13 protein-coding genes and 2 pseudogenes are annotated in these 13,183 nt (G+C 46.7%); 8 read left to right on the top strand and 7 right to left on the bottom strand.

Annotated features, from left to right (window positions below; all coding sequences use genetic code 11):
• Positions 1 to 3 precede the first annotated feature (3 nt).
• The 5 genes and pseudogenes from M1L66_RS26640 to M1L66_RS26620 form a co-directional block, all read left to right on the top strand.
• Positions 4 to 327 carry a PTS lactose/cellobiose transporter subunit IIA gene (locus M1L66_RS26640; RefSeq protein ID WP_002602172.1) on the top strand — a complete coding sequence of 108 codons (324 nt, stop codon included), beginning with the start codon at positions 4 to 6 and terminating at the stop codon, positions 325 to 327.
• A 2-nt stretch (positions 328 to 329) separates the two neighbouring features.
• The gene (locus M1L66_RS26635; protein WP_242354504.1) at positions 330 to 935 is read left to right on the top strand and encodes a hypothetical protein; all 606 of its coding nucleotides are present in this window, start codon (positions 330 to 332) and stop codon (positions 933 to 935) included.
• A 276-nt stretch (positions 936 to 1,211) separates the two neighbouring features.
• Positions 1,212 to 2,483, top strand: a complete 1,272-nt coding sequence (locus tag M1L66_RS26630) for an N-acetylmuramoyl-L-alanine amidase family protein (protein ID WP_434688852.1) — start codon at positions 1,212 to 1,214, stop codon at positions 2,481 to 2,483.
• On the top strand, positions 2,480 to 5,794 hold the full coding sequence (locus M1L66_RS26625; protein ID WP_434688851.1) for a hemoblobin-interacting domain-containing protein: 3,315 nt from the start codon (positions 2,480 to 2,482) through the stop codon (positions 5,792 to 5,794). The genes M1L66_RS26630 and M1L66_RS26625 overlap by 4 nt, the downstream gene beginning before the upstream one ends.
• A 211-nt stretch (positions 5,795 to 6,005) precedes the next feature.
• Positions 6,006 to 6,389, top strand: a pseudogene (locus tag M1L66_RS26620) (transposase); the annotation flags it as partial.
• A gap of 31 nt (positions 6,390 to 6,420) precedes the next feature.
• Here the strand turns inward: M1L66_RS26620 and M1L66_RS26615 are convergent.
• The 7 genes and pseudogenes from M1L66_RS26615 to M1L66_RS26585 all read right to left on the bottom strand — a co-directional run.
• Positions 6,421 to 6,546, bottom strand: a pseudogene (locus M1L66_RS26615) (IS256 family transposase); the annotation flags it as partial.
• Positions 6,536 to 6,856: a tyrosine-type recombinase/integrase gene (locus tag M1L66_RS26610; RefSeq protein WP_434688850.1), complete on the bottom strand. Its 321-nt coding sequence runs from the start codon at positions 6,854 to 6,856 to the stop codon at positions 6,536 to 6,538. The gene M1L66_RS26610 and the pseudogene M1L66_RS26615, both read right to left, overlap by 11 nt.
• Entirely contained in the window at positions 6,817 to 7,479 is a 663-nt protein-coding gene (locus tag M1L66_RS26605) for a tyrosine-type recombinase/integrase (RefSeq protein WP_434688849.1), read from the bottom strand. Before M1L66_RS26605 ends, M1L66_RS26610 begins: the two co-directional genes overlap by 40 nt.
• The gene (locus tag M1L66_RS26600; RefSeq protein WP_434688848.1) at positions 7,460 to 7,702 is read right to left on the bottom strand and encodes a hypothetical protein; all 243 of its coding nucleotides are present in this window, start codon (positions 7,700 to 7,702) and stop codon (positions 7,460 to 7,462) included. The genes M1L66_RS26605 and M1L66_RS26600 overlap by 20 nt, the downstream gene beginning before the upstream one ends.
• Positions 7,699 to 8,058, bottom strand: a complete 360-nt coding sequence (locus M1L66_RS26595) for a tyrosine-type recombinase/integrase (RefSeq protein WP_434688847.1) — start codon at positions 8,056 to 8,058, stop codon at positions 7,699 to 7,701. The genes M1L66_RS26600 and M1L66_RS26595 overlap by 4 nt, the downstream gene beginning before the upstream one ends.
• 451 nt (positions 8,059 to 8,509) lie before the next feature.
• Complete coding sequence (locus tag M1L66_RS26590) at positions 8,510 to 8,647, bottom strand: hypothetical protein (RefSeq protein ID WP_434688846.1); 138 nt, start codon at positions 8,645 to 8,647, stop codon at positions 8,510 to 8,512.
• Between the two features lie 191 nt (positions 8,648 to 8,838).
• The gene (locus tag M1L66_RS26585) at positions 8,839 to 9,831 is read right to left on the bottom strand and encodes a sialidase family protein (RefSeq protein ID WP_434688845.1); all 993 of its coding nucleotides are present in this window, start codon (positions 9,829 to 9,831) and stop codon (positions 8,839 to 8,841) included.
• A 702-nt stretch (positions 9,832 to 10,533) separates the two neighbouring features.
• Here M1L66_RS26585 and M1L66_RS26580 point away from each other — a divergent pair.
• The 3 genes from M1L66_RS26580 (at position 10,534) to M1L66_RS26570 (ending at position 13,144) form a co-directional block, all read left to right on the top strand.
• A complete protein-coding gene (locus M1L66_RS26580) occupies positions 10,534 to 11,298 on the top strand; it encodes an RraA family protein (RefSeq protein ID WP_434688844.1) in 765 nt (254 codons plus the stop codon).
• Positions 11,295 to 12,236, top strand: coding sequence for an ABC transporter permease (locus M1L66_RS26575; RefSeq protein WP_434688843.1), 942 nt, complete (start codon positions 11,295 to 11,297; stop codon positions 12,234 to 12,236). Before M1L66_RS26580 ends, M1L66_RS26575 begins: the two co-directional genes overlap by 4 nt.
• Before the next feature lie 227 nt (positions 12,237 to 12,463).
• Complete coding sequence (locus M1L66_RS26570; protein WP_434688842.1) at positions 12,464 to 13,144, top strand: carbohydrate ABC transporter permease; 681 nt, start codon at positions 12,464 to 12,466, stop codon at positions 13,142 to 13,144.
• Positions 13,145 to 13,183 lie beyond the last annotated feature (39 nt).

The raw sequence follows: 13,183 nt of genomic DNA, 5'->3' as shown, positions 1-13,183 counted from the left end.
AATATGGCTGATGTTACGAAATTATCGGAATGTGCAATGCAGATCGTGACCTATGCCGGCTGTGCCAAGTCCTGTTATATGCAGGCGCTGCAGGAGGCGAAAAAAGGAAACTGGGAGCTTGTGGAGCCGAGAATCAAGGAAGGCGAGCAGTTCTACCGCCAGGCTCACGAGCAGCACGGCGAGATCCTGTTAAAAGAGGTCAATACCCTGGAGCCGCAGATCACCCTGTTAATGTCTCACGCAGAGGATCAGATCATGTCGGCGGAGCTGGTGCGCGTTTTGGTAGAAGAATTGATAGAAATCTATACGAATCAGAAGGGAGCATGAGGATGGCAAATTACACGATATGGGCAAATGCCACGACAAAGAATGGTTTTGCAGCAGATGAGATCATCTCCTGTCTGCAGAAGTCAATCCGCCGCGGAATGGTGGAGGAAGCGTGTCAGTACGCGTATGAGCTGTACACCTCTGGTCCGGCCTTACTGGAAAAGGTATGGCACCGCCTGCTGTCAATCTCTGTGGAGGACATCGGATTCGGAGATCTGGACGCGGCAGGAAAGATCAATACCTTAGATGAAATGAGAAAGAAGTTCGCTTATGACGACGGCGACCAGCCCATGTTCTTTATCCATGCGATCAGAATTCTCTGCGCATGCACGAAGGACCGTTCCAGTGATTATTTAAAGAATATAATCATTAAAGAGGCGGCCATGGGCAAAGTACCGGAGATCCTGGATGTGGCGCTGGACAAGCACACAAGGCGCGGCCAGGAGATGGGACGCGGTTCAATCCATTTCTTTGAGGAAGGTGCAAAGGTGATTCCACAGCTTGACGTGGATAACGGATATAAGGAGCGTTACAGAAAGATCCTGGAGAATTACGACCCGTCGAAGGCGGTGCCGGGAGCATTTGTTTACAGTTCGGGGAGAGATTGATAAGATAGATTGCGTGCTGAGCCGTGTTAAATGCAGCAGTGTCGGGGAGACAGGGGCATTTGAGGCGGCAGGCCGCAGGGCTGTGTCTGATTGGCGTAAAGCCGCAGACATGGCCCTGTTTTCATCCTCTGACGGATCCGGTTAAGGAACAGCGCGGAGCGTTACTGATAAAAAAAGGTTAGTATAAACTAACTACATCCGTTGACAGCCAGAAAGGCAGAATGATATACTGTTTCATGTGGTTAGTTGCAACTAATCAAAGAGACAGGAGGAAGTATGATGCTAAAAAAGAAACTGGTTCGAAAAACAGCAATATCTGTGCTGGCAGCGGTCTGCATGATATCACAGACCGGGGCGGCCTGGGCGGCGGGACCCGGGGAGATAAAAAAGGGTACATGGCAGTATGAGAGCGGGGGCTGGAAATATTATGAGTCGTCGGGGAATGCCGTGTCCGGCTGGATTGAGACGGAATCGGGATGGTACTATATCAATCCGTCAGACGGGAGGATGAGCACCGGATGGCAGCAGATTGACGGAAAAAACTACTATTTTAATCAGGAAAAGGATGGGACAGCCGGACGGATGCGTACCGGGTGGTTTCAGGACGAGAACCGGAACTGGTTTTTCATGAATACGGTTCACGATGGGAGCTTCGGCTGCGCAGTGACCGGCTGGCAGTGGATAGACGGGCACTGTTACTATTTTGAGGAAACAAGCGGCGGCAGTACGGGAAGAATGTATGCGGGTGAGATGACGCCTGACGGTTTCCTGACCAATGCCGACGGCCGATGGACCGAAAAAGACGGCACCGTCCATTATGAGGCCGGCCGGGGAATTCCCTCGACGGAGCAGAAGGCGGCGGACGCGAGGACTGCGGGGGGGAATGGCAGTAGTAGCGGTGGAAGTGGAAGTAGCGGTGGAAGTAGTGGCGGAAGCGGAAGTGGGAACAGCGGCGGAAGCGGAAGTGGGAATAGTGGCGGAAGCGACATTGGGAACAGCGGCGGAAGCGACAGTGGGAATAGTGGCGGAAGCGGAAGTGGGAACAGCGGCGGAAGCGATAGTGGAAACAGCGGCGGTAGCGACAACGGCGGTACCGATTCCGGTTCGGGATCCGGCAGCGGCGACGAGGGACAGACAACACCGGAAGCCGCTCTGGTAAACAGTCAGAAGACGAAACTTCTGGACCTGGGCTGGATACAGTACGTTGTGGTTACCTTTGAAAATGGAACCCTTGACGACTATACGGTTTCTGTTGATGGAACGGATATTACAGCGTCACTGACCAGAGTGGACGACGATGGAACTGTTGTTAAATGGGAAAGTACTGTAGTAAATCCGGAGATGGTTACGGTGGCAAGAAAGAGCGACCATAAGGAGCAGCAGGTAAGAATCGGAAATAAAGCAGCGACAGCGGCCCCTGAAGCCGGCAGTGCAGATTCCGCCCCTGCAGCGATTCTCGCCAATGGTCCGGTTTTGACTATTATCTCGACGTGTATGATGCCAATGGTAACGTCCGCAAAGAACCAAAGCGTACCACCTTTGATTTGACAGGAAAGCGGGACGAAAAACCAGCTGAGATACCGGCAGAATATTACGTCCCGGACGCACTGATTGATAATGAGTCAGGCGATGGAGAAATCACTGTGAAGCTGTCCTTAAAGACAGAGGCGCAGGCAGCCTGGTTTAATGGCCTCGGAACGGTCCGGGCGCTTGATACGGAAAACAGCGTACTGAACGACAATCTGTCCTATATAAAGCAGACAGAATCAGGTACATACGGCAAGACAGGAATAATCCGGATCCAGCTGCCGCAGTCGAATTTATTTTCGAGAGGACGCGTCCAGATTCATTTGTCTTCCAATTACAGCAGCGCGGCCATAACGGTACCGGCGCATCTTGTAGATAACAGACTTTTTACCATGCAGTTAAATACTCTGAATACGAGTCCGAAGCCGGGCGTGTGCTTTGCGTTTGTGATCAAAGGACCGGATGGCGCGACATTCGGCACAGAGATTCTTTCCCCCATATACCGGGTGGAATTAACGACTCCGTCCGGAGAAGTAAAGACTCTGAAGGAAATCTCGGAGTGGTATGAAATCGGTGATATGCTTCATATATGCGGCACTAACACCGAAGACGAAAAGGTAACAAAAGAAAGCGGAATTTATAAAGTAAAGGTTTACGCAAATGGCTATCAGACCATGACAAAGTCTGTGGAAATACGTGACGGAGAATCAAGATCAGGCTTTAATACGCTTGCATCGGTGAGAAGCTATGGAATTGATGCGATTTCCAGCGCTTCCCTTGGAGGCGGTTCCGGTTCTTCAGGAGACTCCGGTTCGTCTGGAAGCATCAATATAAATGCATTTCTGATCTTCGATCAGGATCTTCTCGCCAATGCCATGATTCTTAATGAGATTGGGATCGATAATCAGGCTTCAGAGACGGTTCTCTCACGCTGGGCCGATATGACACCGGTTTCCGTGATGGATGGAGAAGCAGAGGAGCTGTACGATTTTATCTCCTATCTGAACGCAGTGAAGGATGCGAAGCTGGAGGATGGAAAATCACTTTCCTTCAGCGAATATGCGGAAATGGGAGCGGGATTGACGAAAAACCGTCCATATCAGGTCAAACGTGTGCTTGAGGATGGCCTTCTCGGTTCTGCATTCCGTTTTAACGATGTCGTTGGGAAGAAAGCCCCTCAGCTGGAAGGGTTAGAGGGGGCTATCGGAAATGATATTGTAATCAGGTGCAGTGTAGATCCGGCTTACCTTTCCGCTGTGACCGCTTTGTATCTGGATGACAATGCGGTTCAGCTGCGAAACGATGATTATATCAGCCAGTATTCTTACGATGAGGCGGAAGGTACGCTTACTATTTACGCGACAACAAAAGGAACCGCAGGAGGAACGCTTCAGCTGGCCAAAGGAACTCATACCCTCCGTTTAACGGCAGAGGGCTACCAGACGGCAAACGTGGTATTAAAGGTAGACGGTTCCCTGGAAATATTTGAATTATCTCTTGTAAATCCCAATCCGGCGGCAGGAGAAGAGTCGGAGGATGCATCTGTTTATTATACCGGACAGAACGTTCCTGTTATTGCAGCCTGCGGCGAATCCGATGAGGAGCAGAAAGAAATCCGCGGTGATTTCATGAAGCATTTGACGGGGATAACACTGAAGAGACCGGATGGAAGCAGTTCTATAGTAACGTCGGAGACAGAAGGCACCATAGGAGGAGATGATAATTACATCCGCAGCGACTATGGATTTATCCTTCAGAAAGGACTGTTTGAAGATGCCGGAAAATATACCGTAACAGCCAGGGCAGAAGGATATACGCCAAAGGTGCTGGAATTTACCATTGAAAAGAAAGCGGATCAGGGCGGTCAGGAAGAGGAAATCAAAAAGGTACCGGGAGTGGAGGCGCAGGAGTACGTTGAAGCCGGTTTCCTGTCAGGCAGTTACTATCGGGTTGCATTTGATGCCTCCGATGAGGCATTGCTGAAAGAGTTTTTAAATAGCAAAGATCTTAAAGTGACTGTTAATGGAACTCCATATGCGAAGGTATTGTCGGGGCTTTATGACGATCAGACCAAATCGTATAAACTGTCCAAGGACAGCAGCGCGGTGGAGAAATATTTAGATTTGTCGACGGATGGATTTACGGAAAAAGAGAACCGCGTAGTTATGGAAGCGAAGGGATTTGAAAAGCTGGAATTTGTCATCAACGCAAAGGATAGCGCCGAAGGCAGAAAAGAGACACCGAAGATAGAATCCTATGAACTTGTGAAAGACATTTTTGTATCCTCAGGTTACTATCGGGTGAGCTTCCTCGCAGAGGATGAAGACTCATTGAAAGAATATCTGGAGAGCAGGGATTTAAAGGTAACGGTCAATGGTAAAACGTATCAGAGAACCTCGATGAGTTTCTCCGACAGTGATAAGCAGTTATTTAAAGTATCTGGAGAAAATGGAGTGATGAAGTATCTGGATCTGACCTCGGACTGTTTTACTGAGGCGGAAAATAAGGTGACAGTCGAGAACGAGGGCTATGAGACGCTGGAGTTCACGATTGATTCAGATGAAAATACAGCAGAGAAACTGACCCCGCAGATGAAGTCTTATAAATACGTTGAAAAATCCTTTTTATACGCGGATTACTACAGAGTCGTCTTTGATACAACAGACGAAAAAGCGGCAAAGGAATATCTGGAAAATGAAGCTTTAACAGTATCGGTTAACGGCGTGCCATATACGAGAATTTCCATGGGTATATATGATGACTCTGAAACCTCGTTCAAAGCAACCAGAGAAAATGGTGTAGTGAAGTATCTGGATTTGTCCGCAGATGGTTTCAGCGAAGGAGATAATACTGTGACCCTCGAAGCGGATGGCTATGAGGTGCAGGAATTTATCATCACTGTGGAAGAAAAGTCCGCAGCGGTTGACTCGGCTGATTTAGCAGTCACGGTGCCGAAGGATAATCCGGCAGAGGAAGAAAATACCGGCGCCCAGCTTCCGGAGAATGGAAAGGACAACGGAGAGGGCGAAGGAGAGAAAGTGGAAACGCCGGAAGCCGGAGATGGAGAAGGAGAGAAGATGGAAACGCCGGAAGCCGGAGATGGAGAAGGCGAGAAAGTAGAGACGCCGGAAGCCGGAAAGGGAGAAGGTGAGAAAGCAGAAACACCGGATACCGGAGAGGTCGATGGAGAGAAAATAGAAACACCGGATACGGAAGATGGAAAAGGTGAGAAAGCAGAAGCACCGGAAGCCGGAGAGGAAGAAGGTGAGAAAGCAGAAGCGCCGGAAGCCGGAGAGGAAGAAGGTGAGAAAGCAGAATCACCAAAAGCCTGAGAGGTAGTATTTTTGCCAGGACGGCTGTCGAGCAAGTGTAGCCGAGGGCGTAAAAATTTATGTGTCCAGATAAGCTGAATTTTTCTGATATGAATTGGATATGTACAAGGATTTTGTCGGGTAGCGTAAAATAAGTAGTGTCTTTGGAAATAAATAGCTCTTTCCTGGAAAGAAATAGATAAAATATTTCTTTTTCAGGAAGGAGCTTTTTATGGCTATAGCAAAGGAACAATTACGACAGATTATTGCAGAGAATGACATTAATAGTGTAGGGGATGTCTATGCCTTGTTTAAAGACAGTTTCAAAGATATGATGCAGGAACTCTTGGGGGCGGAAATGGATGCTTCCATCGGATATACCAAAAACAAGAAGCAGGAGGTGGAATCTGAAAACAAACGAAATGGATATTCCCCAAAGACTGTGAAAAGCCAGTATGGCGAGTTTCAGGTGAATATTCCCCGCGACCGGACCGGAGAGTTCGAGCCCAAAATCATTCCCAAATACCAGCGGGATATTTCCGGCATCGAAGAAAAGGTTATCTCACTCTATGCCAGGGGAATGGCCACTCGGGATATCCATGACCAACTGCAGGATCATCAACCGGGCCGCGTATGTTGTACTGGCACTCATCATAAGGGATAATCAACTGGCTGAGTACCTGGTCCCAGTTTCGATATCTCTGAGTCCATTTCCTCGCTACATTCTCACTGGCCAGATACAGTATTTTCTCCAACGCACTGTCACTTGGAAATTTCAGCTGTTATTTCAACTTTCCAGCTCTTATCCGTATGCCCCTCATCTGGATTTGTCTGTTCCAATGCTTTAGCCAGCGTATTCAGCGTCACAAAAGCATAGAACCCAGAGGTGGTGGATATATTTTCATGGCCGAGCATCTGCTGGATATAGGATAAAGGGCATCCTTCCTGGTACAGACTCATCGCTCTGGTCTTTCTCAGCATGTGGAAATGAACATCCTCTGGCATCCTGATGCCTTCGTCCCGGCATTTTTGTACATACTTTTTCAGTACTTTCTGGATGCAGTCATCAGACAGTCCATGCACCCGGCCATGTGTAACTGCATAAAAGAGTGGAGCCGATGGATCAGGGGAATTTCCGTATCAAGATGCAGATCGCCAACCTTCAGCCCCGTCAGTTCCCCGACTCGCAGGGCAGCATCATAACCAAGTATGAGGAGCACCCGATTTCGGCATTCGGACCTTTTTTCCTTACTTGGTGCGTCAAGGAGTGCCTTTACCTGGCTATCCTCAAAATATCTGATCTCGCCGCATGGGGCATCCTGACCGCATATCGTTTTGCTTGAGACAAAGACCGGGGTGATATCCATGCACTCTTCCGATGCATAAGATAACAAGGATCTTACAGCCGTCATCCGGAGGTTGCAGGTATTCGGACTCCATTTCTTTACGTCTCCCATCCAGAAAAGATAATCTTTCAGATTTTTCTTATCCAGGTCATTGAAACATATGCGTTCATGCCTAATCCCTTTTTCCTCCTCAAGAAAGCCGATATAGGTGTTGTGCGAGGCTCGGTAGGAAGCGGCCGTATTATGGCTCTTTCTTCGGATCATGGGAAGCTCATGGTCCAGAAAACGCCGGGCTGTTTCCCAGAAGAAAACTCTGTCGGATTTTTTTGTCCCGTTATTATCAGACATTCCTGCCATCATCCACCTCCGGTATCAGTCTTTCTGCGTGGCTGGACCTGTCCAGTATCCCGCCATAAATATCCGGCAGCAGATGAAAGTAGTACAGGGGGTTTTTGACATCAGAATGTCCCATATACCGCATAAGGTAAGGGAGCATGGCGTTCACATCCTTCCCGCCTTGCAGCCACCGGTTCATGTTGGCATAGACAAAATGATGCCGGAAATCGTATGCACGGATGCTCACTCCATAGTTCTTCTTCTCTGGAAAAGCAGCATACCAGAAACGCAGGAAATTCTGTTCCAGACAGCTGGGCTGTATGGAGCATCATTCCTGTTTGGAAAAAAAGTCAGGCGGCCTGGAAACAGGAAGCTGATCCGCCTGTCATAATCAGACAGATATCCCGCAAGATCCACGGAAATATAGACCCTCCGGCTTTTCGGCCCTTTCGACCGGATGATATCCAGATACCCCTGATTCAGATGCAGGTTTTTGTAGGCAAGGGTGCGGGTCTCTTTACAGCGGAGCCCGCAGCAGTACAGAAGCCGGAACATAGCAGGGAACACCAGGGGGCTTCCTTTTAAATTCGCCACATCTTCCATCCCGTCACACTCCCGGAAGAATGCAATAATCTCTCTTTCCGTAAAAAAGTACGGCTGGACTGGTGTCGGTAGGTGGAGCCTGCCGGACGGGATGAGGTATGCGCTTTTGTATCCGCGGGCGGTTAGATACCTGCTGAATTCACGCAGGAATGAAGCGGCGTTGTAAAGGCTTCCAGGAGTATCCTGGATCTTTTCAAGGAACCCCTCCTGCTCCAGATATCCTAAAAAACATTCCAGCTCAGATCGGAATGTCTCATTCTCAAGTTCTGCGGATATACTCTGGGCCTTTTGTCTTCACCAGTCAACATTTCCTGTCTGTGCGAGTGACAGAAGCAGACAGAAGCAGCGCTGGCGGTGGATCCGTTCCTTTGCAGCCCATTTCCCAAGGCAGCTGACTGGGCTGTCCAGAAAAGCTTTTATGAGCTTTTCGGAAATCTCATACTCCCCTGTATCATGTGATACAGATATAAGGAGACGGAAACTGGACCGGTAATGTGAGTATATCTTCCGGCAAATACTTTCTGCTGTGCATTTGATCCATCACTTCCTGAATCCACCCATCAAGTTTCTTTTGGTTTTCCCTCATCATTTGATACCTCCTGGTTTTTGTTCCATCATGAGGGATATTTAAGAAAAGGTCAAAAACTATACCGACATTTTTCCAGAAGCCCTTGTAACTGTCAGGATTCCCAGAAATGTTGGTATAGTTTTTTTGTCGGTATAAGTGGTATACATAATTCTCCGGATATCGTCCGGAAACTATGCTTAACTATATTCTGGTCATAAAAGTGAACGGAAATCCTGGATTCGATGAAAGGTGATATAGTTTGTATTGTGGTAATTAAAGGCGTGGTTATAGGCAGTTCGGGATACAAAGAGAATATCTTTTCCGTCAAATAAGAAGGATACATACTGATATGCCACTTCGTTCGGAGACTCGTCAGAATAATCCAGTATGTTCTTTACAATATGCCAGTTCTCCAGATCTTCTGATACGGCCAGTGCCAGGACATTACGCTGAGCAGGGGTACTGTCATCCAGAACACGGTTTACAAGAGAAATGTATCGGCCGCTTATCTCATCATATAGGACATGAAACTTGCTCATACCACCATTAAAATCAATAAATTTATGAAAAGCAAGTGGCTTTTCCGGATCATCAGGGTTCATCTTTAAGAGTAGTGCCTTTCCGTTGGTAGGGCTGTCAGGGTTTTTAGGCTTATTGCGTACATCGCTGATCTGATAGCGCAGCATATTATAGACAGTGCCGTCAGGTCCGGCTACGGCATTTCCCTCCAGACATCCCCATAAGCTGCCCTCGACAGTTCCTGGCCATTGAGGGTCAAAGGGGACAAATTCACTGCAGACCCAGTTTTCTGCATTCATCAGGTCTTTTGATGCATCAATAGAGATGATAGCAGAAGAATGTCCTCCCAGGTTCCAGCTACCGTAATCAACAGCGGTCCACAGCCGTCCATTATGAAGAATCACAGGAGTAGGAGCCTGGTGCATCCCCTTTTCATCTCGGATTCCGCTTCCGGGAAACAGAGTAATCGCATTGCTCCAGGTCAGTCCGTCATCATCGGAATACCCAATCACAAGATTGCCGTATTCTCCGGTCAGAGCCAGCATATAAACTCTGTTATCGTGGACAAACAGTTTGCCCCAGAAGCAGGGAAAAAGACTGGTAAGATAATCCCAGGTTAGTCCATTGTCATCAGAGTAATAGACAAAGGAAAGATTCTGGGGGGTGCCCATTCCATATACATCCATAGAAGTTAATAACCTTCCGGATGGAGTACGGACTATGGATGGACTGCACAGGTAACTCCCGGAAAACGAATATGCCTGATCTAAGGGATGGAGGTAATTAACCACAGTCCCTTCTATATCGCTGGTGCGGAAAAGACGCAGGTCACTGCAGAAGACAGGGTCATCGGCATAGCTGATACAGACTTCGTATTCCGTATGAGGACGAAGATCTGGTATCAGGATTCTGGAGGCATAGACCTCAAAAGTAATGGCAGATTTGTTGCTGCCCCTTTGGCGACAGTGAAGTAAACAGGTTTTGTCAGGGTCCCCAAGGTTGATCCAGGATAATTCACAGGATCTGGCAGCAGGGGCCATGCGTGTGATACAGGGTGAGTTTCGGCGTATATAACGGTCGATGGGCATATACGGACGATAGTTCCAGTGGCTGCTTCCTTTCATATCCATACCTACTTTCATTTATATTGAACGATGTTTTATAATATCTTGAAATTATAATATCAAAAACAAATATGGCCATCAATAGATGTATCATACAAAAAAATACAAAAAAATTGTTTATAATGCATAAAAAAATATCTTTTATATGAAAATATTAAGAAAATATTGACAAACAAGAAAATGGTGTTATACTGCTAATTACAAGGATAAAAAACACCGTTCGGTAATAATGAACAAAACTAAAGCGAGACAGGAGAGATTATTATGAAACAGGTATTGAGTAATGCGGATATTTTGAATTTAAAGCGGTGGAACACGCCAACTGTTTACAACGGGTGGGAGAAGGTGACCCGGCTGGAGCGTACACAGGGAAGATTTAACAGAGAATCTTTTAACGATTACATGCCTCAGATGGGAATTATGGCTGGCTATGCAGTGACAGTGGAGGTCCAGCCCAGTAATCCTGAGCATCAGAAGAATAATCCGGATGCACAGCGGCAGTATATGGAGTATCTGGCCAGTGTTCCGGGTCCTAAGATCGTGATTGTAAAGGACTTAGATCATCCACATATTGGTTCCTTCTGGGGAGAAATCAATGCGAACATGCATAAGGCTCTTGGATGTGTGGGAACAATTACAGATGGCTGTGTCCGTGATCTGGATGAGATGACTAATGCCGGAATGAAGGCATTGGCACGTCAGACCTGTGTAGGTCATGCATATAGCACACCGGTACGCTGGGGGATGGCAGTCGAGGTGTTTGGCTGTAAGGTAATGCCAGGAGACCTGATTCATGCAGATAAACATGGCTTTATGGCTATCGATCCTGAGGACTGTGAGTTCCTTCTGGATGCAGTAAGGTTCATGGATGCAAATGAATGTGAAAACCTTCTATGCCTTTCCCGGAATGCGGCTGGTCTGTCTAAAGAAGAATTTGTAGCGGAGTACGTAAAGCATGTTAAGAAGTTTAATGCCGATGCCGCAGAACATTTTGCCCAATTAAAAGAAATGAGGTGTAAGACAGGATGAAAATGGCGGCAGTAAAGGCCAAAGGGCTTTGGAAGAGAGGCCGGCTTAAGAATATCAAGAAACATTGGCGGCTGCTAATCTTTGTTCTCCCGGCTTTGATATATGTGTTTATCTTCATGTATCTGCCAATGTATGGCATCATCATTTCTTTTGAGGATTATAAGCCTCATTTGGGTTACCTTGGAAGTCCGTGGGTAGGCTTAAAGCATTTTAAACGGTTTTTTACATCGCCGAATTTTTGGCCTCTCTTTAAAAATACGGTATCCTTGTCAGTTATGCAATTGATTCTGACCTTTCCTCTGCCTATCATATTGGCATTGGCGATCAATCAGCTGCGCAACAAGAAGTTCCAAAAATTCGCTCAGCTAATCACCTATGCACCCCATTTCATTTCAGTCGTGGTACTGGTCAGTGTCATGCGTCTGATGCTGGATCCCCAGACCGGTGTGATCAATCATCTTCTGACAGCTATGGGGATGGAACCTCAATTTTTTATGGGAAATCCTCAGATGTTCCGCTGGGTCTATGTTCTTTCGGATGTCTGGCAGAGTACCGGCTGGAACAGTATCATATATTTTGCAGCATTGGCTTCTGTGGATCTTAGTATGCATGAGGCAGCGATTGTAGATGGAGCGACGGATATTCAGCGGATCCGTTATATCGACCTTCCAAGTATTATGCCTACGGTCATCACGCTGCTGATACTGAACACAGGGAAAATCATGGGCATAGGTTTTGAGAAGGTGTATGCGATGCAGAATGCTCTGAACCTTTCCACATCCCAGATTATACCGACTTATGTTTATCAGGTTGGTATCTTAGAGGGGCAGTATAGTTATTCGTCTGCAATCAATCTGTTTAATTCATTCATCAACCTGGCACTGCTGCTGACGGTGAACCATATTGCTAAAAAGACCAATGATACGAGTATTCTGTAAAGGAGGCAGATTAATTGAAGATAAAAGAAGCAGTTATTCAAAAAAGACCATGGGGAAGCCGAATGTTCCATATATTGGTTAACACGTTTGTTATGATATTTATCATCATTTGTATTTATCCTCTTTTCTTCATCTTGATCGCCTCAATCAGTGATCCATCATTGGTATCATTAGGTAAGGTCATTGCCTGGCCCAAAAACATCACATCAGATGGATATCAAAAGGTGATGGAGAACAAAGATCTGTGGATCAGTTTTCGCAATACTATTTTCTATACTGTATTCGGCACCTTATTTAATCTGGCACTTACACTTACAGCAGGCTTTGCACTTTCACGTAAGGAAATGCCAATGCGCAAAGGAATCATGCTCATATTTACGATTACCATGTTCATCAATGGCGGTCTGGTGCCTACATTTTTGCTGGTAAAGGGTCTTGGATTGTATAACAACCCTCTTGTGATGATTTTTCTGAACGGAATCAGTATCTACAATCTGATCATCTGCCGTACCTTTTTTGAGAGTACCATACCGAATGATCTGTGGGGAGCTGCACAGGTGGACGGCTGTAATGAATTCCGTTTTTTCTGGTCCATCGTACTGCCGGTATCAGGTTCTATCATAGCAGTGCTGGCCCTTTATTATTCCGTATATCACTGGAACAGTTATTTTAATGCTATGATCTATCTGAGAGACAGCGCTTATTATAATCTGCAGCTGGTACTGCGTAATATTTTATTGTCCAATCAATTCAGTGATGACCTGGATATTGGAGCCAACACGATTATGCAGCTGCAGACTATGAGATACGCCATCATTGTGATTTCTGCTATCCCGATGCTGGTCATCTATCCATTTGTACAGAAGCATTTTGTTAAAGGCATCATGATCGGTTCAGTTAAAGGGTAACTTGCAGCATTAGCTGCCAATATTATACGAGGAGGTAGA

Origin of the sequence: Hungatella sp. SB206 (assembly GCF_051132295.1) — a bacterium.
Taxonomy (GTDB): Bacteria; Bacillota; Clostridia; order Lachnospirales; family Lachnospiraceae; genus Hungatella; species Hungatella effluvii.
Note: the sequence above shows the minus strand (reverse complement) of the source record. Positions and strands in the feature narration are given on the sequence as shown.

Bases quoted from the DNA above. Each gene is read 5' to 3' on its own strand.
- M1L66_RS26640 (WP_002602172.1), top strand. From the start codon at position 4: ATGGCTGATGTTACGAAATTATCGGAATGTGCAATGCAGATCGTGACC.
- M1L66_RS26635 (WP_242354504.1), top strand. From the start codon at position 330: ATGGCAAATTACACGATATGGGCAAATGCCACGACAAAGAATGGTTTT.
- M1L66_RS26630 (WP_434688852.1), top strand. From the start codon at position 1,212: ATGATGCTAAAAAAGAAACTGGTTCGAAAAACAGCAATATCTGTGCTG.
- M1L66_RS26605 (WP_434688849.1), bottom strand. From the start codon at position 7,479: ATGATGGCAGGAATGTCTGATAATAACGGGACAAAAAAATCCGACAGA.
- M1L66_RS26595 (WP_434688847.1), bottom strand. From the start codon at position 8,058: ATGGAAGATGTGGCGAATTTAAAAGGAAGCCCCCTGGTGTTCCCTGCT.
- M1L66_RS26590 (WP_434688846.1), bottom strand. From the start codon at position 8,647: ATGATGAGGGAAAACCAAAAGAAACTTGATGGGTGGATTCAGGAAGTG.
- M1L66_RS26585 (WP_434688845.1), bottom strand. From the start codon at position 9,831: ATGGATGTATATGGAATGGGCACCCCCCAGAATCTTTCCTTTGTCTAT.
- M1L66_RS26580 (WP_434688844.1), top strand. From the start codon at position 10,534: ATGAAACAGGTATTGAGTAATGCGGATATTTTGAATTTAAAGCGGTGG.
- M1L66_RS26575 (WP_434688843.1), top strand. From the start codon at position 11,295: ATGAAAATGGCGGCAGTAAAGGCCAAAGGGCTTTGGAAGAGAGGCCGG.
- M1L66_RS26570 (WP_434688842.1), top strand. From the start codon at position 12,464: ATGGAGAACAAAGATCTGTGGATCAGTTTTCGCAATACTATTTTCTAT.